This window comes from Halolamina sp. C58, from assembly GCF_051195095.1.
Classification (GTDB): domain Archaea; phylum Halobacteriota; class Halobacteria; order Halobacteriales; family Haloferacaceae; genus Halolamina.
The window spans coordinates 363,386-388,853 of the sequence record NZ_JBNTJY010000002.1 but is presented as its reverse complement, the minus strand read 5'-3'; the positions used below and the strand labels follow the sequence as shown (position 1 = coordinate 388,853).

General features: G+C 69.2%; 25 protein-coding genes. 14 read left to right on the top strand and 11 right to left on the bottom strand.

The genetic code is table 11. The features are described 5' to 3' along the window. Positions 1–81: 81 nt before the first annotated feature. From ACQUSM_RS12490 to ACQUSM_RS12450, 9 genes are all read left to right on the top strand, one after another. Positions 82–1,731: a CTP synthase gene (locus tag ACQUSM_RS12490; RefSeq protein WP_435119032.1), complete on the top strand. Its 1,650-nt coding sequence runs from the start codon at positions 82–84 to the stop codon at positions 1,729–1,731. Next, positions 1,731–2,648 (top strand): glutamine-hydrolyzing GMP synthase, encoded by a 918-nt coding sequence (gene guaA, locus ACQUSM_RS12485; RefSeq protein WP_435119030.1) that lies wholly within the window; start codon positions 1,731–1,733, stop codon positions 2,646–2,648. The genes ACQUSM_RS12490 and guaA overlap by 1 nt, the downstream gene beginning before the upstream one ends. Continuing rightward, positions 2,645–2,974 carry a DUF7126 family protein gene (locus tag ACQUSM_RS12480; protein WP_435119028.1) on the top strand — a complete coding sequence of 110 codons (330 nt, stop codon included), beginning with the start codon at positions 2,645–2,647 and terminating at the stop codon, positions 2,972–2,974. Before guaA ends, ACQUSM_RS12480 begins: the two co-directional genes overlap by 4 nt. Before the next feature lie 203 nt (positions 2,975–3,177). Next, positions 3,178–4,221, top strand: coding sequence for a hypothetical protein (locus ACQUSM_RS12475; RefSeq protein ID WP_435119027.1), 1,044 nt, complete (start codon positions 3,178–3,180; stop codon positions 4,219–4,221). A gap of 383 nt (positions 4,222–4,604) precedes the next feature. After that, positions 4,605–5,081: an Lrp/AsnC family transcriptional regulator gene (locus ACQUSM_RS12470; protein ID WP_435119025.1), complete on the top strand. Its 477-nt coding sequence runs from the start codon at positions 4,605–4,607 to the stop codon at positions 5,079–5,081. 48 nt (positions 5,082–5,129) lie between these two features. Then, entirely contained in the window at positions 5,130–5,438 is a 309-nt protein-coding gene (locus ACQUSM_RS12465) for a cupin domain-containing protein (protein ID WP_435119023.1), read from the top strand. After that, positions 5,438–6,214, top strand: a complete 777-nt coding sequence (locus tag ACQUSM_RS12460) for a PHP domain-containing protein (RefSeq protein WP_435119022.1) — start codon at positions 5,438–5,440, stop codon at positions 6,212–6,214. The genes ACQUSM_RS12465 and ACQUSM_RS12460 overlap by 1 nt, the downstream gene beginning before the upstream one ends. Before the next feature lie 53 nt (positions 6,215–6,267). Next, a complete protein-coding gene (locus ACQUSM_RS12455) occupies positions 6,268–7,068 on the top strand; it encodes an aldo/keto reductase (RefSeq protein WP_435119020.1) in 801 nt (266 codons plus the stop codon). 105 nt (positions 7,069–7,173) lie between these two features. Next, positions 7,174–7,605, top strand: coding sequence for a hypothetical protein (locus tag ACQUSM_RS12450; protein WP_435119018.1), 432 nt, complete (start codon positions 7,174–7,176; stop codon positions 7,603–7,605). A gap of 119 nt (positions 7,606–7,724) precedes the next feature. On the opposite strand, the gene ACQUSM_RS12445 is transcribed toward ACQUSM_RS12450, so the two are convergent. Both ACQUSM_RS12445 and ACQUSM_RS12440 read right to left on the bottom strand, forming a co-directional pair. Further along, positions 7,725–9,545, bottom strand: coding sequence for a S9 family peptidase (locus ACQUSM_RS12445; protein ID WP_435119017.1), 1,821 nt, complete (start codon positions 9,543–9,545; stop codon positions 7,725–7,727). A 50-nt stretch (positions 9,546–9,595) separates the two neighbouring features. Beyond that, complete coding sequence (locus ACQUSM_RS12440; RefSeq protein ID WP_435119015.1) at positions 9,596–9,976, bottom strand: hypothetical protein; 381 nt, start codon at positions 9,974–9,976, stop codon at positions 9,596–9,598. A gap of 89 nt (positions 9,977–10,065) precedes the next feature. Between ACQUSM_RS12440 and ACQUSM_RS12435 the strand changes: the two genes are divergently transcribed. Both ACQUSM_RS12435 and ACQUSM_RS12430 read left to right on the top strand, forming a co-directional pair. Beyond that, complete coding sequence (locus tag ACQUSM_RS12435) at positions 10,066–10,431, top strand: VanZ family protein (protein WP_435119013.1); 366 nt, start codon at positions 10,066–10,068, stop codon at positions 10,429–10,431. 49 nt (positions 10,432–10,480) lie between these two features. Further along, entirely contained in the window at positions 10,481–11,560 is a 1,080-nt protein-coding gene (locus ACQUSM_RS12430) for an archaeosine biosynthesis radical SAM protein RaSEA (RefSeq protein WP_435119011.1), read from the top strand. Positions 11,561–12,074: 514 nt separating this feature from the next. Here the strand turns inward: ACQUSM_RS12430 and purQ are convergent. The 5 genes from purQ to ACQUSM_RS12405 form a co-directional block, all read right to left on the bottom strand. Further along, positions 12,075–12,752, bottom strand: a complete 678-nt coding sequence (purQ, locus tag ACQUSM_RS12425; RefSeq protein ID WP_435119009.1) for a phosphoribosylformylglycinamidine synthase I — start codon at positions 12,750–12,752, stop codon at positions 12,075–12,077. Beyond that, complete coding sequence (gene purS, locus ACQUSM_RS12420; protein WP_435119007.1) at positions 12,749–13,006, bottom strand: phosphoribosylformylglycinamidine synthase subunit PurS; 258 nt, start codon at positions 13,004–13,006, stop codon at positions 12,749–12,751. The genes purQ and purS overlap by 4 nt, the downstream gene beginning before the upstream one ends. Positions 13,007–13,091: 85 nt before the next feature. After that, positions 13,092–14,675: a hypothetical protein gene (locus ACQUSM_RS12415; protein ID WP_435119006.1), complete on the bottom strand. Its 1,584-nt coding sequence runs from the start codon at positions 14,673–14,675 to the stop codon at positions 13,092–13,094. Positions 14,676–14,728: 53 nt separating this feature from the next. Continuing rightward, complete coding sequence (locus ACQUSM_RS12410) at positions 14,729–15,973, bottom strand: PQQ-binding-like beta-propeller repeat protein (RefSeq protein WP_435119004.1); 1,245 nt, start codon at positions 15,971–15,973, stop codon at positions 14,729–14,731. A 40-nt stretch (positions 15,974–16,013) separates the two neighbouring features. Next, positions 16,014–17,054, bottom strand: a complete 1,041-nt coding sequence (locus ACQUSM_RS12405) for a phosphoribosylaminoimidazolesuccinocarboxamide synthase (RefSeq protein ID WP_435119003.1) — start codon at positions 17,052–17,054, stop codon at positions 16,014–16,016. Between the two features lie 149 nt (positions 17,055–17,203). On the opposite strand from ACQUSM_RS12405, the gene cofH reads away from it, so the two are divergent. The 3 genes from cofH (at position 17,204) to ACQUSM_RS12390 (ending at position 20,244) form a co-directional block, all read left to right on the top strand. After that, entirely contained in the window at positions 17,204–18,553 is a 1,350-nt protein-coding gene (gene cofH, locus ACQUSM_RS12400) for a 7,8-didemethyl-8-hydroxy-5-deazariboflavin synthase subunit CofH (RefSeq protein WP_435119001.1), read from the top strand. 72 nt (positions 18,554–18,625) lie between these two features. Next, the gene (locus tag ACQUSM_RS12395) at positions 18,626–19,114 is read left to right on the top strand and encodes an Lrp/AsnC family transcriptional regulator (RefSeq protein ID WP_435118999.1); all 489 of its coding nucleotides are present in this window, start codon (positions 18,626–18,628) and stop codon (positions 19,112–19,114) included. After that, positions 19,111–20,244 (top strand): pyridoxal phosphate-dependent aminotransferase, encoded by a 1,134-nt coding sequence (locus ACQUSM_RS12390; protein ID WP_435118997.1) that lies wholly within the window; start codon positions 19,111–19,113, stop codon positions 20,242–20,244. The genes ACQUSM_RS12395 and ACQUSM_RS12390 overlap by 4 nt, the downstream gene beginning before the upstream one ends. A 3-nt stretch (positions 20,245–20,247) precedes the next feature. Here the strand turns inward: ACQUSM_RS12390 and ACQUSM_RS12385 are convergent, their stop codons facing one another. The 4 genes from ACQUSM_RS12385 to cofC all read right to left on the bottom strand — a co-directional run bounded on the left by ACQUSM_RS12385 (position 20,248) and on the right by cofC (position 25,462). Beyond that, positions 20,248–21,117 (bottom strand): mechanosensitive ion channel family protein, encoded by an 870-nt coding sequence (locus ACQUSM_RS12385; RefSeq protein WP_435118995.1) that lies wholly within the window; start codon positions 21,115–21,117, stop codon positions 20,248–20,250. Between the two features lie 64 nt (positions 21,118–21,181). After that, positions 21,182–22,351, bottom strand: a complete 1,170-nt coding sequence (gene cofG / locus ACQUSM_RS12380; protein ID WP_435118993.1) for a 7,8-didemethyl-8-hydroxy-5-deazariboflavin synthase subunit CofG — start codon at positions 22,349–22,351, stop codon at positions 21,182–21,184. A 74-nt stretch (positions 22,352–22,425) separates the two neighbouring features. Beyond that, positions 22,426–24,741: a nitric-oxide reductase large subunit gene (locus ACQUSM_RS12375; RefSeq protein WP_435118991.1), complete on the bottom strand. Its 2,316-nt coding sequence runs from the start codon at positions 24,739–24,741 to the stop codon at positions 22,426–22,428. A gap of 106 nt (positions 24,742–24,847) precedes the next feature. Then, positions 24,848–25,462: a 2-phospho-L-lactate guanylyltransferase gene (gene cofC / locus ACQUSM_RS12370; RefSeq protein ID WP_435118989.1), complete on the bottom strand. Its 615-nt coding sequence runs from the start codon at positions 25,460–25,462 to the stop codon at positions 24,848–24,850. Positions 25,463–25,468 lie beyond the last annotated feature (6 nt).

The window sequence follows — 25,468 nt, the reverse complement described above, 5'->3', positions numbered from 1 at the left end:
GCTGACGCGATCGCTCGGGAGCCGTCACCAACCCCGGGGTCCCTCCGAAATCGTTTTGCCGGGGGGACGGGGATGGTCGGTATGCCGACGGACCCGCAGCGCTACGACCCCGACCTCGGACGGAAGTTCGTGTTCGTGACAGGCGGGGTGATGTCCGGCCTCGGCAAGGGCATCACCGCCGCCAGCACCGGGCGCCTCCTCTCGAACGCCGGCTTCGACGTGACCGCCGTGAAGATCGACCCCTACCTCAACGTCGACGCCGGGACGATGAACCCCTACCAGCACGGGGAGGTGTACGTCCTCAAGGACGGCGGCGAGGTGGACTTGGACCTCGGGAACTACGAACGGTTCCTCGGGGTCGACATGACCTCCGACCACAACGTCACCACCGGGAAGGTGTACAAGAACGTCATCGAGAGCGAACGCGCCGGCGACTACCTCGGCGAGACGGTCCAGGTCATCCCCCACATCACCGACGACATCAAGCGGCGCATCCGCGAGGCAGCCGAGGGCAGCGACGTGTGTCTGATCGAGATCGGCGGCACCGTCGGCGACATCGAGGGGATGCCCTACCTCGAGGCGCTGCGGCAGTTCGCCCACGAGGAGGACGACGAGGACATCCTCTTCACCCACGTCACGCTCGTCCCGTACTCGAAGAACGGCGAGCAGAAGACCAAACCGACCCAGCACTCCGTGAAAGAGCTCAGGTCGATCGGGCTCCAGCCGGACATCCTGGTCGGGCGCTGCGAGGACGAACTCGACGAGAAGACGAAGGAGAAGATCGCGCTGTTCTGTGACGTGCCGACCGACGCGGTGTTCTCGAACCCCGACGTGGAGGACGTCTACCACGTCCCGCTGATGGTCGAGAGCGAGGGGCTCGACGAGTACGTGATGCAGGAACTGAACCTCGCCGACGAGGCGCTCCCTGAAGAGGAACGCTCGACGGAGTGGCGCGACCTCGTCACCCGCGATCGCACCGACACCGTCGAGGTCGCGCTGGTCGGGAAGTACGACCTCGAGGACGCGTACATGTCCGTTCACGAGGCGCTGAAACACGCCGGCATCCAGCGCGGCGTCGAGGTCGACGTGCAGTGGGTCGACGCCGACGACATGGACGACCACCACGCCGAACGGCTGGAGAACGCCGACGGCGTCGTCGTCCCCGGCGGGTTCGGCTCCCGCGGCAGCGAGGGGAAGATCGAGGCGGTGCGCTACGCCCGCGAGAACGACGTGCCCTTCCTCGGCCTCTGTCTGGGCTTCCAGATGGCCGTGATCGAGCACGCCCGCAACGTCGTCGGGCTGGCGGGCGCCGACAGCACCGAGATCGAGCCCGACACCCCCCACCCCGTGATCGATCTGCTGCCCGAGCAGTACGAGACCGAGGAGATGGGCGGCACGATGCGACTCGGAACGCACGAGACCGAGATCGACGAGGGGACCCTCGCCGCCGCGGTGTACGGCGACACGTCCTGCACCGAGCGCCACCGCCACCGCTACGAGGTGAATCCGGAGTACATCCCACAGCTCGAAGCCGACGGGCTGACGTTCTCGGGGTACGCCGACAACCGTATGGAGATCGTCGAACGCGCCGACCACCCGTACTTCATCGGCACACAGTTCCACCCCGAGTTCCGCTCCCGGCCGGACCGTGCGAGCCCGCCGTTCGTCGGCCTGCTCGACGCGATCCTCGACGGACAGGACGAGGCCGCCGAGACGGAGGTGAGCGCCTGATGGTCGACGCCGAGTCGTTCATCGACGAGAAAGTCGAAGAGATCCGCGAGGAAGTCGGCGACGGGAAGGCCGTCATCGCGCTTTCGGGCGGCGTCGACTCCTCGGTCGCGGCCGCGCTGGCGTACGAGGCCATCGGCGACCGACTGGTCCCCGTCTACGTCGACACGGGGCTGATGCGGAAAGGCGAGACCGAGAGCATCCGCGAGACCTTTTCCTACATGCACTCGCTGACGGTCGTCGACGCCGAGGAGCGGTTCCTCGCCGAACTCGCCGGCGTCACCGACCCCGAGGAGAAGCGCCACGTTATCGGCGAGCAGTTCATCCGGGAGTTCGAGCGCGAGGCCAAGGAGGCCGACGCCGACTACCTGGTGCAGGGGACGATCTACCCCGACCGCATCGAGAGCGAGGGGAACATCAAGTCCCACCACAACGTCGGCGGGCTGCCCGAGGCCGTCGACTTCGAGGGGATCGTCGAACCGGTCCGCGATCTGTACAAGGACGAGGTCCGCGAGGTCGCCCGCGAACTCGACCTCGAGGAGGTGATCTCCGAGCGGATGCCGTTCCCCGGCCCGGGGCTGGCGGTCCGCATCGTCGGCGAGGTTACCAAGGAGAAAGTCGAGGTCGCCCGCGACGCCTGCCACGTCGTCGAGGAGGAAACCGCGGAACACGAGCCCTGGCAGGCGTTCGGCGCGGTCCTCGGCAAGGCCACGGGGGTGAAGGGCGACAACCGCGTCCACGGCTGGGTGGTCGCGGTGCGCTCCGTCGAGAGCCGGGACGGGATGACCGCCCGCGCCCAGCAGCTCGACTGGGACACGCTCCAGCGCATCCAGAGCCGCATCACCGGGATGAACGACAACGTCTCGCGAGTCGTCTACGACGTGACCCACAAACCGCCCGCGACCATCGAGTACGAATGAACGCCATCGTCGCCGGCGACGACCCCGAAGGCATCGGCGAGGAACTGGACGCGCTCGGCGTGACCGTCGAACGCGTCGACAGCCCCGTGTTCGCCGACGCGCTCGCGGACGCCGGGATCGAGGAGGCGGACCTGTTCGTGCTCACGGATCTCGCGGAGGGGATCTCGATCACGCTCGCGAAGGAGGCCAACCCCGACGTGCGGGCGGTCTGTTTCGGCAGCGGCGAGCTGCCCGAGTCGGTCGCCGGCACCGTCGACCTCGTGGTCGACCCGTCGCTGTTGGGGGCCGAGGCGGTCGCGGAGGAGCTCGTCGACGAACTCGCGTAGCGTCCGTTCTCAGCGGCCGCGCGCCGCGGCCGCAGACGACCCCGTTCCGAGCCACCTCACGCCCGTAAGCGGCGGCTGTTCCGACCCCCTCCGGAATCGTCTGTTAAGTCGACTTAATTCGGTTTAGAATGGACTCAAACCGCCGGAATCGGCGTTTGGCGCGTTCCCCATTCAAGAGGGTGTAGGTCGTTGGGAGGGATGCGATGAACACCACGAAACTGCTCACGGTGCTGGTGGCAGCGCTGGTCGTCTCCGCGGGTGCGGGGGCGGTCACAGCCACGGACGCGGAGAACAGCGCCGAGGCGTCCGACACGACAGTCGAGGCGTCCTACGACAACGGAACAGTGACGCTCAGCGTCGCCCAGAACGGGACGGGCGTCGAGAACGTCTCGGTTGAGGCCAACGGCGAGGACGTGGGCGAGACCGACGCGAACGGCACGCTCACGTTCGAGACGGACGCCACCGAGGAGCTCGAACTCGAGCTCGAGGGTGACGGGATCGACCACGAGGTCGAGTACGTGATCGAGGACGGCGAGCTCGTCCGCGAGGACGACGAGGAGGAGCCCGAGCTCGCGGCCGACGTGAGCTACGACAACGGCACGGTCGACCTGACGGTCACCCAGAACGGGAGCGCCGTCGAGAACGCGTCGGTCACGGCCAACGGCGAGGACGTGGGCACGACTGACGCGAACGGCACGCTCACGTTCGAGACGAACGCCAGCGAGGAGCTGGAGATCGAGATCACCGCCGGCGAGCAGGAGCTCGAACTCGAGTACACGATCGAGGACGGCGAGCTCGTTGAGGAGAGCGACGACGAGGCCGGCCCCGACGAGAACGCCTCCGACCGCGCGAAGAACGTCTTCGCCGTCATCCAGAACTGGCTCGACGGCGACCGCGAGGGGAACCTCGGCCAGCTGATCCAGGAGCAGCTCGGGAACGGCAACGACGAGGCGCCGGGCAACTCCGGTGAGGCCCCGGGTAACTCTGGCGACGCCCCGGGCAACTCCGACGAAGCGCCCGGTCAGGCTGACGACGACGAGGCGCCGGGCAACTCCGGTGACGCGCCCGGCCAGGCTGACGACGAGAGCGACGACGAGTCCGAGACTGAAGCGGACGATGACGACGACGAAGACGACGATGACGACGATGACGACGACGAAGACGACGATGACGACGATGACGACGACGAAGACGACGATGACGACGACGCCAACCCCGGTAACGGCAACGGGAACGGCAACAACTAACCGCTGAGTCGCGGTTCGGCGGCGCAGTGGGTTTCGGAGCCGCCCATCCTCCACCGAGGGAGGCGGCGGCCTCGGCGTGCGTCCGGCGGCGCGGACGATGGGGGTGCCCTCTGTCAGAGGCGGGGCACCGGGATGGCCGTCCCAGCCGCTGGCTGCACGCGTTTGTCCCGTGCGACGCTCTCTATCGGCGTCGCCTTCTCTCGACAGTTTTCGGCCGCAAGCGGTGCGGCCGCCGACAGGAATCGCTCGACCAGCCGCCGGTGGAGCGACGGACGGGTCGGCGATGTCGTCGACGAAGGCGGAACTGTTTCCGATCGCGTGTTGTGGCCTCCCTCGGCGGGATCGGGGGTACTAAGACGCTACCGGGGTTCACGCCGGTAGCGATGAAAGACGGAGAGCTGGACGACGTGGACCGCCACATCCTCTACTACCTCCAGCAGGACGCCCGGAACACCTCCTCCAGCGAGATCGCCGAGAAGCTCGACCTGTCGGCGAGCACCGTTCGCACCCGGATCAACAAGCTCGAGGCGTCCGGCATCATCCACGGCTACCACCTCGACATCGACTACGATCTCGCGGGCTACCCGCTGTACACGAAGATCATCTGCACCGCCCCGATCCCCGAGCGCGACGAGCTCGCGAACGCGGCCCGGGAGATCGAGGGAGTCACCGCCGTCCGGGAGATCATGACCGGCGAGCGCAACGTCTACGTCAACACGATCGGCCGCGACCACGACGACCTCAACCGGATCAGCGAGGAACTCGACGCGCTGGGGCTGGAGATCGTCGACGAGCAGATCATCCGCGACGAGTACGTTTGTCCGTATCAGGGGTTCCTCGACGGCCCCGACGACGAGTAGCGCGGCCGACGTAGCCGGACTTTTCTCCCCGCCCGCCGATACGCGTGTATGGACGAACTCCCCGACGTGACCCCGGAACCGGGCACGATCGAGACCCGCGAACTGGTGGTCGACGACGCCGCGCTCGTGAAGGCCTTTTTCCTCGGTCCCGGCGCGGAACTCGACGCACACGACCACCCCGAGAGCCTGAACGTGTTCCACGTGCTCTCGGGCACGGTGACGGTGATTCAGGCAGACGACGAGGAAGCGATCGCCGCGCCGGGCGTCGTTCACCACGAGCGCGGCGTCGCCCACGGCGCGCGCAACGACACCGACGAGACGGCCGTCTTCACCGCGACGCTCGCGCCTCTCCCCTGATGGTCCGGTTCGACTACCACACCCACTCGAACTACTCGGATGGCCACTTCATCCCGGGGATGGTCCGGGCCGCGGAGGCGGCCGGACTCGACGGGATCGGCTTCGCCGATCACTGCAACGTCACCGCCGAGGGCGACGCCCGCCGGCGCCTCGACGGCCTCGGGTTCGCGCTCGACGAGACGTACCCCCGGCGCCGCGAGGGGATCGAGTGGGCACGGACCGAGACCGACATCGCGATCTACGACGCCGTCGAGATGGACTACGTCCCGGGCCGGGAGGCGGACATCGCCGCGTTCCTCGACGAGGCGGCGTTCGACTACGCGATCGGTAGCGTCCACTCGGTCGACGGCGACGACGTGCAGTGGTCCGAGAACTTCGTCGGCCTCGACGACGAGGGGCGCCGCGCCGTCGTCGACGGCTACTACGACGCACTCGCGGCGCTGGCGGAGACGGAGCTGTTCGAGATCGCCGCCCACGCCGACCTCGTGGAACGAACACCCGAGCTCCGGGGGTACTCGACGGCCGAGCACTACGAACAGGTGGCCGCGGCGTTCGCCGACTCCTCGACGATCCCGGAGATCAACGCCGGGCGCGTGCTCGACGAGTACGGCGAGTTCCACCCCGCGCCGGGGCTGCTCGACAGCCTCCTCGACCACGGCGTCGAGTTCGTGATCGGCACCGACTCACACCGCCCCGAGGAGATCGGCGACCGGGTCGACGCGCTGGAGGCCCACCTCGACGATCTCGGGATCGAGCCGGCGACGCTTTCGCTCTGACCCGGGGTTCCGCCACCACAGGCTTGACACGCCCCCGGCCCCCCGATCCGGCCATGCAGGAGATCCCCCGGCTCGGCTTCGGCACGTACCAGAACGACGACCCCGAGCAGTGTACCGAGAGCGTCACGACCGCGCTTGACGCTGGGTACCGCCACGTCGACACCGCCCAGAGCTACGGCAACGAGGACTCGGTCGGCGACGCGCTGGCCGCGAGCGACGTGGCCCGCGAGGACACCTTCGTCGCGACGAAGCTCTCCACGGAGAACCTCGCGTACGACGACGCCGTCGAGACCGCCCGGGAGAGCGCCGACCGGCTGGGGGTCGACACGATCGACCTGCTGTACGTCCACTGGCCGATCAACAGCTACGACCCCGAGGGGACGATCGAGGCGCTGAACGACCTCCACGCGGACGGCGTGATCGACGCCGTCGGGCTGTCGAACTTCCGGGTCGACCAGCTCGACGCCGCGATCGAGCGGCTCGATCCGCCGCTCGCGGCCCATCAGGTCGAGTGCCACCCGATGCTCCCGCAGGACGAACTCCGAGCCCACGCGGTCGAACACGACTACGCGCTGGTGGCGTACTGCCCGATCGCGCGGAATCAGGTCGCGGACGTCGAGACGATACAGGAGATCGCCGAGAAGCACGACGCCACCCCTGCGCAGGTGAGCCTCGCGTGGCTGCTCGCGAAGCAGAACGTCGTCGCCATCCCGAAGGCCACCGGCGAGCGCCACATCCGGGAGAACTGGGAGGCCCGGGAGCTAGATCTCGACGACGAGGACGTGGCCGCCATCGACGCGATCGACGAGCGACACCGCATCGTCGACTTCGACGCGGCGCCCTGGAACCAGTAGCGCCGTCGCGCTCCTTATGCCCGAGAACGCACAAGTGGGATGTATGTCCCTCTCGACGCCCGCGCGATCACCCCACGACCGACCCCGTCGGCCCGCGGGGCGCCGATGAGGCGTTCGGAGTTCCCCGGCCAGCCCGACGACGGGCCGGACCGCCCCGAGACGACGCCCGTTCCCGACGCCGACGAGGTGCCGTTCGACGCCGCGGTGCTCCAGCAGGTGGCGGGGAGCGACGGCGTCGACCCGCGGACGCTCCCGGAGCTGCTGGGTCGGGTCGAGGCACACCTGACTGGCAGTCGCGCGTCGCTCCGCCGGCAGTTCGAGTCGCCGTACAGCGACGAGAGCCGCGAACTGTTCTTCGTCCCGCCGGACTACTGGGAGGGGGTGGCGTCGACGCTCTCGCTGACGCCGCAGGAGGCGCTGACAGTCCGACAGGCACACGAGCGACAGCTGCTCCGGATCGGCGCCGAGACGCGCCGCGGCGCCGAGTTCGACGCCGCGCTCGACATCCGGACCGCGGTAGTCGTCGGGCGGGAGTAGCGTCGTCGTCGGCGAGACACAGCCACGGCATCGGCTCCGTGGACTGGCTACAACACGATCACGGCATCGGCTCCGCGGTCTCGACACGGAGGTCGAGACCGGTCGCTCGCCGTGATCGGTTACAGCCGTCGATCCAGGTACTCCCCGATCAGCCCGAACGCCCGGACTTTCTGCTCCACGTCGGAGCTCCCGTGGCCCTCCGCCTCGAGCTCCTCGTACTCGAAGTCGCCGTCCGGCCCTTCCTCCCAGCCGCGCTCCTGGAGCGCGTCGCGGAACACGCGCGCCTGCGAGATCGGGCAGCGCGGGTCGTTGACGCCGTGGACGACGAACACCGGCGCCTCCATGTTGTCGACGTGGGTGATCGGCGAGCGCTCCCGCCAGAGCGCCTCGTTCTCCTCGGGGTCGCCGAGCTGCTGTTCCAGCGTCGCCTTGAAGTGCGGCATCGACTCCTCGTACAGCAGCTGCAGGTCGGTGATGCCGATCCACGCGACGCCGGTCGTCCAGATCTCGGGGTGCATCGTGAGCTGGCAGTACGCCGAGTAGCCGCCGTAGGAGCCGCCGAACACCGCGAGCCGGTCCTCGTCGACGAACTCCCGGTCGCCCAGCCAGCGGCCGCCGGCGGCGATGTCCTCCTGCTCGGCGCCGCCCCAGTCGTCGAGGATCGCCTGCTGGAACTCCCGCCCGCGCCCGATCGAGCCGCGGTAGTTCGGCAGCAGCACGGAGTACCCCTCGCTCACGAGGAACTGCGCGTAGAGGTCGAACGACTGCATCGACTGGCCGTGCGGGCCGCCGTGGACCTTCACGACGCCGGGGGTTTCCTCACCCTCCTCGCCCTCGGGCCGATCCCGCGCGTCGTACAGCAGCGCGCCGATCTCGAGGCCGTCTTCTGACTCGTAGGTGACGTACTCGGCGTCGACGAACGCGTCGGGGTCGATCTCGCCGTAGTCGGGCTCGATCAGCGTCTCGGTCGCGCCGTCGTCGTACGCCAGCAGCGCCGAGCGCGTGTCGGGCGTCGTCTGGGTGAACACGGCCCGGCCGTCCGTGAGGAAATGCTCCCCACCGGCCAGCGAGGCGACGCCGTCGGCGAGGTCGAGCGGTTCGGGCTCGCCGCTAGCGAGATCGTAGACGATCGGCGCACGGCCGGCGTTCTCGCTGCGCAGCACGTACGCCGTCTCGCCGTCCGAACCGAACGCCTGCGGCGACTCCTCGACGCTACCGTCGCTGAGCCAGCGCAGTTCGTCGGTCGCGAGCTCGTACACGCCGGCGTTGGTGAAATCCTCCGTGTCGTCGCGGACGAGCAGGCGCTCGCCGTCGGGGTGCCAGTCGACCGCACCGGTCTGGGAGCCCGTCTCGCCGATGTCGAGTCGGCGGCTCTCGCCGCTCTCGAGCTCCTGTACGTACGCGTCGCGGTTCTCCATCGCCTCCGTCTCGTTGGTCGTGTAGGCGATCCGGTCGCCGTCGGGCGAGAAGCTGCCGCCCCGGACCGGCTCGTCGTTCTCGGTCAGCTGCTCGGACTCGCCGGTCGCGGGGTCGAACAGGTAGAGGTTCATCTGCTCGCCCTCGTCGCTGGCGTACAGCAGGCGGCCGTCGTCGGCCACGTCCTGCAGCGACGCCTGCCCGGGCGTCTCGATCACGGGCTCGGCGTCGCCGTCGAGATCGATCGCCCAGATGTCGTTCTGCTCGTCGCCGGCGTCGTCGAGGTGGAAGAACACGCGGCTGCCGTCGGCGTCCCACGCGATGGGCCAGCGCGCGGCCCGGGGGACCTCGCCGTCGCTGATCTGCCGGCGCTCGCCGCTCTCGATCTCCTGGACGTACAGCTCGTTGCGGCCGGTGCCGTCGTAGTAGAACGCGACGCGTTCGCCGTCCGGCCCGACGCGGGGGTGGTGGAACTCGGGGAGGCGCGCCAACTCTTCGGGGGTGAACCGTTTCTTTCCGCTCATCGTCCACGAGTGCGGTGGACGTGTGAAAGTTCCTATGAAGCCGGTGAAAGCTACGCGGCGTCGCCGTCGGCGTCGGATTCGTCGACGGTGTCGCCCCCGTCGGCGTCCGTCCTGTCGATATCGGTGTCGTCGGCGCCGTCCCCGTCGGTTCCGCTGGCCGCGGTGACCTGCGAGCCGCTCGGGGGGTTCTCCGCCGCGGCGATCCGCTGCTGTGCGTGGGCGATCCGTTCGACGGCGACGACGAGGCGGTAGAACAGCCACAGCACGAACGCCGCGACCGCCAGCCAGACGGCGGTGTAGACGACGAATCCGAGGATCCCGACGGCGCCACCGAAGCCGAGCAGCCCCGCGAGGAGCACCAGCACCAACACGGCGACGCCGGCGGCGATCAACAGACTACTGTTCTCCGAGAGGGCGGAGGGCTGGGACATGTTCGACCCTTCCGTCGCGCCCCGGATAAACCCACCCGCCGACGATCGCGGGACGCAACCGCTTTGGGCGGCTCGCCCCACTCTCGGGTATGGATCGCTGCTGGCTCCCGATCGCGGTCGCCGCCGTCGTCCTCGTCGCCTCGCTCGTTCCGGGCGGCGGTGGTGGCGGGACGATCGGCCCCGTCGGCGTCGACAAGCTCCTCCACGTCGTCGGCTACGCGGCGCTCGCGGCAGCAAGCCTGTTCGCGCTGCGGACGCGAACGCTTCCAGCGATCCTCGCCGTCGCGGTCGCCGTGACCGCGTTCGGCGGCGGCGTCGAACTCCTGCAGGGGTTCGTCCCCGGTCGAGCGGTGTCCGTTCTCGATCTGGTCGCCGACGCGATCGGCGCCGCGCTGGGTGTCGCGGCGTGGCGGCTGTTCGCGGTGCCCGCATGGGTCGACGACGCGCGGTCGTAGCGTCCCGGCCTGTCGAAGCCGTTTTCCCCGTGCCCGGCCCAGTTCGGCCATGAGCAGCGAGCCGACGCCCGAAGTGTACGAACGCGGGCGGGGGATGGACGCGCACAATCAGGTGATGCGCGACATCCGTGCCGAGAACGACCAGAGCTACGATCCCCGCGAGCCCACGCGGGTGTGGATCGACGAGGACAACACGCCCGACGGGGTGTACCAGAGCCTGACGATCATCCTCAACACCGGCGGCTGTCGCTGGGCCCGCGCCGGCGGCTGTACGATGTGTGGCTACGTCGCCGAGTCCGTCGAGGGCGGGAGCGTGAGCCACGACGCGCTGATGGAGCAGATCCAGTACTGTCTGGACCACGAGGCCGAGGAGGCCGACGGCGAGTCGGGGCTGATCAAGATCTACACCTCGGGCTCGTTCCTCGACGAGCGCGAGGTGCCCGCCGAGACCCGACGGGCGATCGCGGAGACGTTCGCGGACCGGGACCGCATCGTCGTCGAGTCGCTGCCTGACTTCGTCGACCGCGAGAAGGTTCGGGAGTTCACCGAACAGGGCCTCGAAACGGACGTGGCGGTGGGACTGGAGACCGCCACGGACCGCGTGCGCCACGACTGCGTGAACAAGTACTTCGACTTCGCGGACTTCGAGGACGCCTGCGCCGAAGCGAGGGCGGGCGACGCCGGCGTGAAGGCGTACCTGCTGATGAAGCCGCCGTTCCTCTCCGAGAAGGAAGCCTTGGAGGACATGAAGTCGAGCGTCCGGCGCTGTGGCGCCGTCGAGGGCTGTCACACCGTCTCGATGAACCCGTGTAACGTCCAGCGCTACACGATGGTGGACGAGCTGTTCTACGAGGGCGGCTACCGCCCGCCGTGGCTCTGGTCGGTCGCGGAGGTGCTGCGGTCGACGACGGACGTCGACGCCATCGTCGTCTCCGACCCCGTTGGTCACGGGTCGGATCGCGGCCCGCACAACTGCGGTGAGTGCGACGACCGCGTCCAGCGGGCGATCAAGGACTTCGACCTCCGGCAGGATCCGTCGGTGTTCGAGCAGGTGGAGTGTGAGTGTGAGTTCACGTGGGAACTGGTGCTTTCGGAGGAGGAGTCGTACAACATGCCGCTGGCTCGGTAATCTTCGGTTTTGTCGGTCTGGTCGGTGTTTCAGGCTTGGTTTCGAGTGTTGAGATAGCGACTGCGAACCGCGACAGCGTCTCGATCGCTGGCCACTTGCGACCGCAACCGCGCCGCACAGCCCACATCGCTCGCGGCTTCGCCGCTCGCTTCGAGGCGGTTTTCCGCTCCCGCTGGTCGCGTTTTCCCGCCTCGTCCCCTCCCCAGCCGACTCCTTCCCTCGTTTCACTCGGTCAGTCGTCCCTCGCGCTGGTCGCGCCCACGAGGGGCGCTCCCGCTTCGCGCCAACAGCCACAGCGGTGCGGTGGCGGTGGACGCCTCGCGATCGGCGACTGTCGCCGATCGCGGGGGGAGGGGTGGGGACTCCGGGCTGTGCCGGACCCTGTGTCCGGCACACTGCGGTCACAAGTAGTCAGCAAACGAGGTGCTGTTGCTGTCGCTGTTGGATCAGCGATCACTTCCAGTCGTCACAGAACCATCTCCAACTCCGGAAACACCCAAACCGCCCGAAACCCCTACGCCAGCCCTTCCAGAACGCCCTGCCCGTCCGTACTCCCGCCCAACTCCGCCAACGACGCCCGCTCCGGGTGCGGCATCAGCACCGCGACGTTCGCAGACTCCCCGAGCACGCCCGCGACGTTCCCCTTCGAGCCGTTGGGGTTCGCGTCGTCGGTCACCTCGCCGTCGGCGTCGCAGTAGCGGAACAGCACGCGGTCGTCGTCGACCAACTCCTCGTACGCCGCGTCGTCGATCTCGAACCGCCCCTCGCCGTGGGCGATCGGGAGTTCGATCACTTCACCCTCGTCGTACGCCGCTGTCCACGGCGTGTCGGCGTTCTCCACGCGCAGGAACACATCCTCACACTGGAAGCGCGCGCTGGCGTTCGTGGTGAACGCCCCCGGCGTGAGCCGGCTCTCGCTGCCGATCTGGGCGCCGTTACAGACGCCGAGCACGGGCGTCCCCTCCTCGGCGGCCGCGCGAACCTCGTTCATGATCGGCGAGTGGGCGGCCATCGCGCCCGCCCGGAGGTAGTCGCCGTAGGAGAAGCCGCCGGGCAGGACGACGCCCTCGGTGTCGGCGGGCAGGCCGTCTTCGTGCCAGACGCGCTCGGCGTCGACGCCGATCCGGGAGAGCGCGCGTACGGCGTCGCGGTCGCAGTTCGACCCGCCGAACTGGACGACGGAGACAGTCATTCCGCCTGCTCCTCCACGACCACGTCGTAGTCGTGGAGCGTGGGGTTCGCGAGCAGCCGTTGGGCCATCTCGTCGGCGCGCTCGGCGGCGCTGTCGGCGTCGTCGGCGTCCAGATCCACCTCGAACTGGTCGGCCGAGCGCAGGTCCGCGAGCTCGAACCCCAGCCGTTCCAGCGTTTTCTGGGTCGTCTCGGCCTCCGGGTCGAGCACGCCGCGCTTCAGCCGCACCGTCACCGTCGCGGTGTAGGCGGTCATCGACTGGGTATGTTCGTCCGTGCGTAAAAGGGGTTGTGGTAATCCACTAGTATACACGCTCGTGGGTAGATACGCCGACTGCCGGCTACGCTTCCCACGGGCTGTCGCCGCCGCGGTGGCCGACGCCGTCGCCGGACGGCACCGCGTCGCCGCAGTCCGACTCGGGGGCGAAGTCCGTCTCGCCCTCGATCTCGTTGCCGCAGATGTGGCCCTGCTCGAACGGCTCGCCGTCGATCCACTCGGTGATCGTCACCGCCTCGCCGGCGAACCCGGTGATCTCGTTGCCGTAGATGTCGTTGCCCGTCCCGGCGCGTTCGACCACGTCGCGGGGCTCGGCCTCGATTCGGGGGCCGTTGTAGCCACGGCGGTCGCGAATCTCGATCCCGTGACCGGAGCCGTCGGCGAGCCGGTTCCAGCGGACGGTCGCGTCGTGGCCCCGGAGTGCCAGCGCCGACACGGTGTACGTCTCGTTGTTCTGCGAGCCGCCGGCGTCCGTGCAGTACTCGATTGTCACGTCGTGCGTGCCGAGTTTGGCGTCGACCAGCTCGGAGTGGGGGTGGCCCGCCGAGTTGTCGATGTGGTGGACGTGCACGTCGCTGGTCTCGTCGTACCGGTCCCAGGGGTACCAGTCGAAGTCCTCGATCACGTTCGCCGGCGCCTGCCCGAGGTAGACGATCTCGCCGACGTGGTCCGGGGTGTCGTCGAACACCCAGCCGGCGCCCGCGGGCCCGATCACCTCGAACTCGCCGATCTCGATCCCCTCGGTCCGCCAGACGATCACCATGTTCCGCTGCGTGTTGCCGATGCGGTCGGGTTTGACCACGATGTCGGTCAGGTACTCGTCGCTGACCGGCGAGGGGTCGCTCCGGGACGGCGGCGAGACGGTGACTAACGTCTTGTCGACGTACGACGACGCGGTCTCCGGCGCGTCGGGGTCGAGCAGGCCGTCGATCGTCAGCCCTTCGAGGTGGACGTGGCTGTGGTGGATTTCGAACACGCCGCGCCAGTCCTCCGGATTCTCCGTTAGCACCGCGTCGGCAGGCCCGGTGATCGTGATGGGAGCGTCCGGCTCGCCGCTCCGGCGGGTCAGCACGGGCCCCCGGTACTCCCCGGCGTGGACGCGGACGGTCTCGCCCGGCCGCGCGCGCTCGACCGCCGCCTGGATCGTCGCGACCGGCGCCGCTTCAGTCCCGGCGTCGTCGTCGTTCCCGGCCGGGTCGACGTGAATCTCCGGCGGATGCGTCACCTCGATCGATCCGATGGAGACACCGTTGACCGCGACATCGACCGTCCCGTAGCGATCGACGGGCGCCGTTTCGAACTCGACGGTCGTCGACTCGTCCGCCCCCAGCGTCACCGTCCGCTGGCCCACGGCGTCGTCGCCGAGGCGGAGCGTCAGCGTCACCTCCCCCTCGTCGCCCTCGTTGGTCACGGTCACGTCGGCGACGACGCGTTCGCCCGCCCTGATCGACGACGCGGCGACCGTTCCGTCGATCTCGACGCTCGGGCCTCGATCGGCGGCGGTCGAGTCGCTCGTCCCTGTCGCCGTCGGGGTCGCCGTATCGCTCCTCTCGGTGTCGGTTTCCGGCGACTCGCCGGCACACCCCGACAGCGAGGTGACGCCCGCAGCCGCGGCCAGCAGCGAGCGGCGTCGCAGGTCGTCGAACATGATTCTCAGATAACACGCGGCGCGGAAAACGTTTCCTCCCCCGTTCGGAGCGGTCAGCCGAGCCGGTAGATTCCGTACTCGCTGTCGACGCCCGCCGGGAACAGTACGCCGTCGTCGGCGAGCGCGACGCCCGTTCCTTCGGTCACCAGCGGTTCGCCGCCGGCGGTCCGGAGCGACACGGTGCGGCGGATCTCGCCGCTCGCGGCGTCGATACAGAACAGCGAGTCCTCCTCGACTGCTTCGTCGTACCCCAGCACGAACGCCGTCTCCCCGCCCACGGCGACCCGGGTGTCGACCGTCGGACCGAGATCGGTGGTCCAGTCCGTCTCGCCGGTGTGGGCGTCGAACGCGAGCAGACTGTCGTTCGTGTCGCTGACTGCGAGCACGCGGCCGTCGGCGACCGCCGGCGCGACCTGCCCGCCGGGGACCTGTCGTTGCCAGCGTTCGGCCTCGTCGGTCCGCGGGATCGCTTGCAGGAGCCCGTCCGAGCCAGTGATCGCGACGATCGAGTCGCCGACGACCGGGGTGTCGTAGCTCGGTTCGGCGACGGACTCCTCCCAGCGAACGCTCCCGTCCGCGGCGTCGACCGCGTAGAGCGTCCCGTCGCTCTCCGCGAACACGGTCGATTCGGTGGCTGCGACCGGGCCGGGCGGGTTCGGCAGGTCGTCGGCCGCCCAGCGGCGCTCGCCGGTGACGCCGTCGAGCGCGAACAGTCGTCGGCTGGGGAGGAACACCGTCTCCCCGACCGCCGTCGGGACGCCCTCGACGCTGCCGGCGGCGTACTCCCAGCGGACCTCCGCAGTCCGGCGGTTGACGGCGACGGTCGTCCCGGCCCGCGAGAGCAGCGCGGTCTCGCCGTGGATCGTCGGCGTCGCGGGGAGGTCGCCGTCCGACCACTGGCGTTCCCACCAGGACTCGCCGTCCCGGCCGGTCGCCGCGAACCCTCTGGTCCGGTCGTTCTCGCCGTAGTTCACCGTCGTCGCGTACACCGCATCCGGGGTCACCGCGGGGGCGGTGTCCCGGAACTCGCCGCCGCCGTCGCCGACGCGTTCGATCGTCGGCTCGGCGGCGATCTCGGGGGGCGTCTCCCGGAACCCGGTCCGGCGGGCGTCGTGGCCGAGCGTCGGCCAGGGCTCCGGCGGCTCGCCGAGAGTGGCGTCGCTGTGGTGCGTGTGGGGGTCGTCGTACAGTCGTCGGAGTTCGCGAACGGACGTACAGCCGGCGAGTGAGGACGCGGCGGCGGCGCCAGCAGCGAGCGCGGCGCGTCGGTCGATCGGGCTGTCGGTGGAGGGCAGCACGCTTCGAAAGGCCCGGCGCGACCGGGAAAAGTGTTGAGCGTTACAGATCCCGGACCGCGTCGACCGCCTCGTCGATCCCGGGCGCCTCGAACCACTCCCGGCCCGTGTAGGCGTTCGTGCCGGCGGCGTACATCTCGCCGGCGACCTCGCGTACGTCGGCCGGCAGTTCGGCGGGGGACTCCTCGCAGAACGACTTCCAGTCGGCGACGCCCTCCTCGGCGGCGACGGCTTTGGCGTCCTTCACCGCGGCGACCCAGTCCGGATCGTACGCCTTGTAGAACTGCCGGAGCACCTCCTTCGAGAGCTCCTGTCCGTCGTAGGCGAAGCGGTTCTCGTCGAACGTGCCCGCCACGTCGGCGACGCGCACCTCGCCGTCGACCCAGAGACACTCGATCTTGCCGTCCTCGTGGACGAACCCCGTCTCCGTGGCGCGCTCGGTGATGGTCTCGTTCACCGCGAGCGCAGTCTCCCGCAGCTCGTCGAGGTCGGCGCGGCCGGCGATCGCGTCGGCCTCGGCCTCGTCGAGGTAGCGGTCCTGCTCCTCGAACTTCGTGGAGAACTCCACGATCGGTTCGGGCAGCGACACCGCCTCGTCGGGCCAGCGGTGGCGGTCGAGCCCCACGTCCTCGGGCTCTCTCCGGGTGCGCAGGCTGGAGCCGACGGGCACCTCGTTCCGGAAGACGATTTCGAGGGGAACGAGGTAGTGGCTCCCGGCGTCGGCGTGAAACGCGTCGTAGTCGTACCCGTCGTCGCCGTGGGGGAGATCCGGGACGACCGTGAGGTCGATCGCCATCTGCCGTGGCGGGCCGGAGACGGCGTCGAGTTCGTCCGTCGGCGGCGCGTCGACGCCGGCCTCGGCGGGGTCGACCACGCCGCGGTAGTGGGTCGGAACCCCGGCGTCGGCCAGTCGTTCGAAGTTGTCCGCGCCCATGGTGCAGAGGCTCCGCCCTTTCTCGGGGATCGTGTCGGGCATCGGCCCCCAGTCGAACACGGAGTAGTCGTCGGTGAACACGAACCGCCCCCGACCCAGTTCGTCGTCGGTCGGCGCCCGGTCGACGCGGAACTCCTTGACGCTGGTCACACCCGGAGCGGGGGCGGGAGCGACCTTGAATCTTCACATCGGTGGGCAGGACCCCTCCGTTTCGCGTGGAGCTATGCACGGTCGTGGTTCGATCGGGCGACGACGCCCCCCACCGCGCGGTTTTTCACGCTCGGCCTACCCCTCCCTGTATGACCACGGCGGCGAATCTCGACGACGGGGCGCTGGAGTTCGACTGCGTCCCCGAGAGCGACCAGTCCTTCGAGAACGCGCTCGCGAAAGCCGCCGACGGGAACCGACTCTCCGTCGACGACGCCGTCGAACTGCTGACCACGGGCACCGAGTCGTCGGGGATCGACCCCGCGCGCAAGGAGCGCGTGCTCGAGCTCGCGGACCGCCGGCGCGCCGAGGAAGTCGGCGACACCGTGACGTTCGTCGCGAACCTCAACAACAACGTCACGACCGCCTGCAACACGGGCTGTCTGTTCTGTAACTTCAAGAACCCCGACAGCGCGTTCGAGAGAGACGCCGACGTGGAACACTCGGGGTTCACCAAGACGCCCGCAGAGAGCCGCGCGGCCGTCGAGGACGGGCTCGACCGCGGCATCTACGAGGTCACCTCCGTCTCCGGGCTCCATCCGGCGTTCGCGCTCGATCAGGAGCACCGCGAGATCCTCGAAAGCTACGACGACCCGGCACGCGAGGTGAACTACAAGCCGCCGGAGCGCTACGAGACCGACCCCGGGACGTACGTCGAGCAGCTGCGGGCGATGTCGGTCGGCGGCGTCCACCTCCACTCGATGACGCCGGAGGAGGCGTACCACGCCCGCCGGGGGACCGAGCGCTCCTACGAGTCGATCTACCGCCGGCTCCGCGATGCGGGGCTCGATTCGGCGCCCGGCACCGCGGCCGAGATCCTCGTCGACGAGGTGCGCGAGGTGATCTGCCCGGGGAAGATGGACACCGGCGAGTGGGTCGACGCGATGGAGGGCGCCGCCGCCGCGGGGCTGCCCGTCACCTCGACGATGATGTACGGTCACGTCGAGAACGAGATGCACCGCGCGAAACACCTGAAAGTGATCCGCGATCTGCAGGACCGCACGGGCGCGATCACGGAGTTCGTCCCGCTCTCCTTTATCCACCAGAACACGCCGCTGTACGAGGCGGGCGTCGTCGACGGCGGCCCGAGCAGGGCCGAGGACGAACTGCTCGTCGCGGTCGCACGCCTTTTCCTCGACAACGTCGACCACATCCAGTCCTCGTGGGTGAAATCCGGCGACGAACACGGGCTGAAACTGCTCAACTGCGGCGCCGACGACTTCATGGGGACGATCCTCTCCGAGGAGATCACCAAACGCGCCGGCGGCGAGTACGGCGAATTCCGCAGCGTCGCCGACTACGTCGAGATGGTGGGCGCGATCGGCCGGCCGCTCGCGGAGCGCTCGACCGACTACGAGCAGACCCGCCGGGTGGAGATGGACGGCGGCCCGTACGGGCCGGAACTCGGCCCGCGGGCGGACGGGACGCCGCTGCTCGACTGATCGCGTCGCCGCGCCGACGAACGGTTCCCACGGTCGAGCAAAGGCTTTCACGCGCGACGCCGACCCCGGTGTATGGACGCCCAGCGCGACGTTCTGGAACTGTTGCTCGACGACGCCAGACAGTCGACCGCGGACATCGCCCGCCAGACCGGGCTGACCGAGGCCGAAGCCGAGGAGACCATCGACGAGCTCGAAGCCGCGGGCGTCGTCCACGGCTATCAGGCGGTCGTCGACTGGGCCAACGCCGACGCCGAGCGCGTCGAGGCCCACGTCGAACTCAACGTCGAACTCGACCGCGAGACGAAGTACGACGACATCGCGGGCCGGATCGCGAACCACCCCGAGGTGGAGACGCTGCGGCTGGTCTCCGGCGACTACGACTTCTCGGCGGTCGTCGTCGGCGACTCGATGCGCGACGTGTCGGGGTTCGTCGCCGACCAGATCGCCCCCATCCCCGAGGTGACCCAGACGGTGACTCACTTCGTGATGGACACGTACAAGGATCGCGGCGTCGACTTCGGCGAGGACCGCGACGACGACCGCCTCTCCGTCTCCCCATGAAGGTCGCCGATCGCGTGCGGCAGACGCCGCCCTCGGGCATCCGGAAGTTCTTCGAACTCGCCGAGGCAGCCGACGACGTGATCTCACTCGGCGTGGGCGAGCCCGACTTCTCGGCGCCGTGGGCCGCCCGCGAGGCGGCGATCGACGCGCTCGAACGCGGCCGCACCTCCTACACCGCGAACCGCGGGCGGGCCGACCTCCGGGAGCGGATCGCCGACCACGTCTCCCGGTACGACCACGACTACGACCCCGAGCGGGAGGTGCTCGTCACCGCCGGCGCCAGCGAGGCGGTCGATCTCGCGATGCGCGCGCTGGTCGATCCGGGCGACACCGTCGCCGTCCCGCAGCCCTCCTACATCTCCTACGGGCCGACGGCGACGTTCGCCGGCGCCGAGGTGCTCCCCGTGCCGACACGCGCGGCGGACGACTTCGAACTCACCGAGCGAGCACTGCGGGAGGCGGGCGCCGACGAGGCGGACGCGCTGATCTTCTGCTACCCGAACAACCCCACCGGCGCGGTGATGGACGCCGACGCGCTCGCGCCCGTGGCGGCGTTCGCCCGCGAGCACGACCTGACGGTGATCGCCGACGAGATCTACGCCGCGCTCACCTACGGCGGCGAGCACGACTCCATCGCGACGCTGCCGGGGATGCGCGAGCGCACGGTCGTGATCGGCGGCTTCTCGAAGGCGTACGCGATGACCGGCCTGCGGCTGGGCTACGCGCTCGCGCCGCCGACGGCGATCGAGGCGATGAACCGGATCCACCAGTACACGATGCTCTCGGCGCCGACGACCGCTCAGTTCGCGGGGCTCGAAGCGATCCGGTCCTGTGCGGACGCCGTCGACGAGATGCACGACGCCTATGACCGGCGCCGCCGCTACGTGCTCTCGCGGTTCCGGGAGATGGGACTGGACTGCTTCGAGGCCGAGGGCGCGTTCTACGTGTTCCCGGAGTGTCCGGGCGACGACGAACAGTTCGCGGAGGATCTGCTGACCGAGGAGGGCGTCGCGGTCGTCCCGGGCAGCGTGTTCGGCGAGGGCGGCGACGGCCACCTCCGGGTCTCCTACGCGACGGGGATGGACGAGCTCCGCGAAGCGACCGCCCGCATCGAGCGCTTCCTCGACTGAGCGCTACTCGGCGGCGTTCTCGTTCACGTCGATCTCGCCCACCAGCTGGCGGTGGACGTACGGCATGTCGATCCCCTCGTCGTCGAAGCGCTCCTTCACCGCCTTGACCGCCTCGCTGCGGACCGCCACGTAGTCGCCGCGGTCGGGATCGTCGATCCAGAACCGGGCTTGGATGCCGACGGCGGAGTCGCCGAGTTCGGTGACGCGGGTGGTGACGCCCGGCTCCGTGAGTACGCCGTCGACGGAACTGATCTCCTCGATTATCGCCTCGCGGGCGAGGTCGATGTCGTCGTCGTAGCCGATGCCGAACACGAACTTCTGGCGCAGCTTCTCGTAGGCCACGGGGTTGGTGATCGCGTTGTTCGCGAGGTCGCCGTTGGGGACGGTGATGCGCTCGTTGTCGAACGTGCGCACCGTCGACACCCGGAGGTCGATCTCCTCGACGCGGCCGGACATACCGTTCCACTCGATCCAGTCGCCCACCTCGAACGGCTTGTCCTTGATGATGAACACGCCGGCGACGAAGTTGCCGACGAGGTCCTGCGCGGCGAAGCCGAGCGCCAGCGCGAGCGCGCCCGACAGCGTCGCCGCGGCGGTGAGGAAGCTGGGGAAGCCGGCGGCCATGAACGCGACCGCGGTCGCCGCGAACAGCACCAGCGCGTTGGCGACGCTCTTGGTCAGGCTGCGCAACGCCTCGGTGAACCCCCGCGCTTTCAGCACGCGGAGCAGAACGGGGATCAGGACGAACCGGCCGAGCAGCCACGTCGCGACGAAGCCGAGGACGAACGCGACGGCCTGCCCGGCGAGCTCCGACAGCGAGATGCCGAACAGTTCGCCGCCGGGCCCGAACTGAAGTGCGGTGAGTGGATCCATGCGGGTGACTCAACACCCCCCGCCGCAAAGAGCTACTGGCTCCGGACCGGCCGACGGATGGCGCTCACGGCTCAGGGATCGACAGCGGCCCCTCTCGCCGGGCGACTGCCCGGAACCGCCGGCCGTGTGCGTCGGCGGCGGCGACGCGCTCCCGAACCGGGGCCGGCAGCCACTCGCCCCCGTTCGCGGGCGGATCGGCAACCCGCCCGTCGAACCCCTCTCTGCGCAGTTCTTCCGGAAGGTAGCGGTCGTACGTGGGGAGTCGCTCGTACAGCGGCACGCCCGCGCTGTCGGCGATCTCCCCCAGTTCGCGCAGCGCAGGCCACTCGTACTCGGGGTTGATGTAGTCGTCCGTGATCGGCGAGACGCCGCCGAGGTCGTCGACGCCGCAGTCGAGCAGCTCGCGGGCCGGCGAGAGGTTCGGCGGCACCTGCACCGACACTTCCTCGGGGAGCGCGGCGCGGGCCATCGCGACCGTCCGGCGCATCGTCCCGAGGTCGGGCTGCTCGAACTCCGAGCGCTCGTTCGGGACGACGTTCTGGACGATCACTTCCTGTACGTGGTCGTAGCGCTCGTGGAGTTCCTTGATCGCGAGCAGGCTCTCGGCACGGTCGCGCCAGCCTTCGCCGATACCGACGAGGATCCCCGTCGTGAACGGGACGCCGAGTTCACCGGCGTTCCTGATCGTGTTGAGTCGCTGGCCGGGCGTCTTCCGTCGGCCGCCCGAGTGGGCGCGCACGTCGGCGGTCGTCTCCAGCATCACGCCCATCGAGGCGTTCACGTCGGCGACTTCCGCCATCTGCTCGCGGGTCTGGTCGCCGGGGTTCGAGTGCGGGAGCAGCCCTTCCGCCAGCGCGATCTCGCAGGCCTCGCGCAGGTACTCGTGGATCGAGTCGTGGCCCCACTCGGCCAGCTGCTCGTGGATCGCGGTGTAGCGGTCGTCGGGGTCGTCGCCGAACGTAAAGAGCGCCTCCGTACAGCCCGCGTCGGCACCGATCCGGCACTCCTCGCGGATCTCGTCGGGCGACATGAGCTCGGCCTCCCCCGGCACGTCGTAGTAGGTGCAGTAGGTGCAGGTGTACCGGCAGGCCGTCGTCAGGGGGATGAACACGTTCCGGGAGAAGGTGAGCGCGTCGGCCGCGTCCACGTCGTCGGGCGTCACGTCGAGCAGGCGGTCGATCTCGCCGTCGCTGATCGAGAGGTCGATGCCGTACTCGTCGGCGGCCGGGATCACGCCCGAAGGTGGCGGGGCGACGGGTATGAAGGTTTCCAGAAGGCGGGAGCCGCGGCCGTCCCCCCCTCGTCGCGTCAGTCGTCGCGGGGCTCCCGGTCGGGTTCGTCGTCACCGCCGAAAATCCGCCGCGAGATCGGCGTGCCGCCGCTCGCGTCGGCGACCTGTTCGCGCTTGACGAGCCGCTTTTTCAGCACGTCGTAGCAGAACAGCCCGGTGCCGGCGATGAGCAGCAGGTCGCCCGGCAGCCGCACCCAGAACAGCGTCTGGACGATGTCGCGGCTGTAGAACGCCAGCGACCGCCCGGCGTCGTACCCCTGCGTGAACACCGTCTCCAGTTGGAGGAAGCCGACCGGCACGTCGCCGAGCAGCACCATCCACGCGAGGCCGACGTTCCACAGCCAGAACGCCCGCTTCAGGTTCGTGGGGTCCCACTTCCCGGGTTTCGTGGTGAACCGGAGCATGTACGTCGCCATCCCCAGCGCGAGGAAGCCGAAGGCGCCGAACATCGCCGCGTGGGCGTGGGCGACCGTGAGGAACGTGCCGTGCTCGTAGTAGTTCACCAGCGGGAGATTGATGAAGAACCCCAGCACGCCGGCGCCGACGAAGTTCCAGACGCCGGAGGCGACGATGAACATGAACGGCAGCGTGTAGTGGAACTCCTCGCCCGAGGTGGCGTAGGTGCGGTACTCGTTGGTCGCCTCGAAGAGGATGAACACCAGCGGGATGAACTCCAGCGTGGAGAACACGCTGCCGATGGGGACCCAGTACTCCGGCAGCCCGATCCACCAGTAGTGGTGGGAGACGCCGATGATCCCCGACCCCATCACCAGCAGCGCCTCGACCATCACTGCCTTCTCGGCGCTGGCCCGCGAGAGGAGGTTCATCGACACCAGCGTCAGCCCGATCACGGCGACGATGAAGAACTCGAACACGCCCTCGACCCACATGTGGACGACCCACCAGCGCCAGAACTCCGTCATCACCATCGACGTGGTCGGCGTGTACAGCATGCTCGCGGTGAACAGCAGGCCGATGGAGCCGCCAGCGTAGAGGATCAGGTGCGCGAGTCCGTAGCGGGACTCCCGCTCCAGCAGCGGCTTGAACCCCCGGGCGACGATGAACGTCCAGAGCGCGAAGCCGAGCAGCAGGCCGACCTGCCAGAGCCGGCCGATCTCGAGGTACTCCAGCCCCTCGTTGCCGACGATCCACCAGAGGTTCCCGTCGAAGTAGCCGTGGGAGCCGAGCCAGATGCCCGCGAACCCGCCGACGACCACGACGAACAGCGCGCCGAGCAGGACGTTGACGAGCGATTTCTGCCCGTCGGGCTCCTGCCCGGTGAACAGCGCGGGGAGGAACAGCCCGATCCCGATCCACAGCGTGGTGATCCACAGCACCGCGAGGTCGATGTGCCACGCCTTGCTGATCGAGAACGGGATCAGGTAGAGCACGTTCACCCCGAGCGCGTCCGCGATCCCGTAGAAGCCGCCGCGCTCGATGTAGTAGTGGGCCATCAGCCCGCCCAGCAGCACCTGCGCGAGGAACAGCAACGCGGCGACCGGGATGAACCGCGCGGCCGCGAACTGGCTGGGGTACATCGTGATCTCCTCGGGCGGCGGCACGTCCAGCCCGTCGGCCTCGGGTTCGGGCAGTTCGAGCGCGCGGTAGAGCCAGATTCCGATCCCCGCGCCGGCGACGAGGACGATCATCGCCACGACGCTCCAGGTCATCGCCGACACCGGCGGGGTGTTGCCGGCGGCCTCGTTGTACGGCCACTCGTTGGTGTAGGAGATCTCCCCGCCCGGACGGTCGACCGCGGAGAACCAGGCGGTCCAGAGCGCGAAGTCGGCGAAGCGCTCGGCGTCCGCCTCCGAGCCGACGAAGTTCGCGGGGATCCCGTGTTCGCGGGAGCCCTCGTGGTAGCGATCGACGTACGCCGCGCGGACCTGTTCAAACGCGTACGCCTCGGCGGCGGTCAGTTCGACCGTGTCGCCGAACTCGCCGTTCTCGATCTGTCGCTCGACGGCGTCGTCGACGACGGCCCGTTGGGACGCGTCCAACTCGGCGTACTCGGTGCCGTACCGTTCTTGGGCGACGTACTCCCGCATATGGCGGGTCATGCGGTCCAGCGCGTCGGCCGTGTAGTCCGAACCGAAGTACGCGCCGTTGCCCAGAATCGATCCCTGATTCATCAAGCCGTTGCGTTGGAACACCGCCTTCCCTTCGGTGATCTGTTCGTCGGTGGTCACGACGTCGCCGTCGGGACCGACGAACTGGTCGGGCCGGTCGGGGGACTGCTGGTACGCGAGAAAGGCCCCACCCGACATCACGACCAGGTTGATCACGAAGACGACCACGAGCGCCCGTGCGAGCGTCCGGCGTGATACCTGCATGGGTTACCGTCCCGCCGGAACGTACTTTTACTTGGTTCCGAACGCCAGGAACTGAAAATCGGTCCGCGGAGCGACTCAGTCCCGACAGATCACGCGACTCGACCGCTCACTCCCGGACCACGTCGACCCGACCGCCGGCCACGTCGAGTTCGAACCCCGCGTCGACCAGCCAGTCACGTGCGGCGCCGTTGCCGTGCAGCAACAGCTCCGCGAGGTCTGCGGGCTCGTCGATGTCGACCGCGAGCAGCCGCGAGTCGATCTCCCGGACTGAGAGCCCTCCCTCGCGGGCGATTTCGAGGTGGTCGCGGTAGGAGGTGCCGTGGTAGTCGACGCGGAACGCCGGATCGCGGGCGAGCAGGGCGTTCGTGCCGCCGCCGAGGCCGGCGGCGATCGCGAGGTCGGCGTCGGACCCGAGCAGGGCCGCGAGCGCGTCGGGCGTCGCGAGCGCGAGGTCGGCCATCACGACCGCCGTCGGCACCGCGTCGAGGCGGTCGTTCACGGCGGGCGTGAGCGGCCGCTCGTCGATCTCGACCGCGGCGTCGATATCGTCGACGGGGCTCGTCGAGAGCACCGTCACGTCGAGCTCTCGTGGGACGGCGTCGAGCGCCGCGAGCACGTCACGCAGCATCGCGTCGGCGAACTCGCGCCGCTCCTCGGCGGTGAGAACGGCAGAGAGACGGGTCTTCGGGCGGTCCGCAGCGAAGGGAACGACGACGTGCACGAGGGA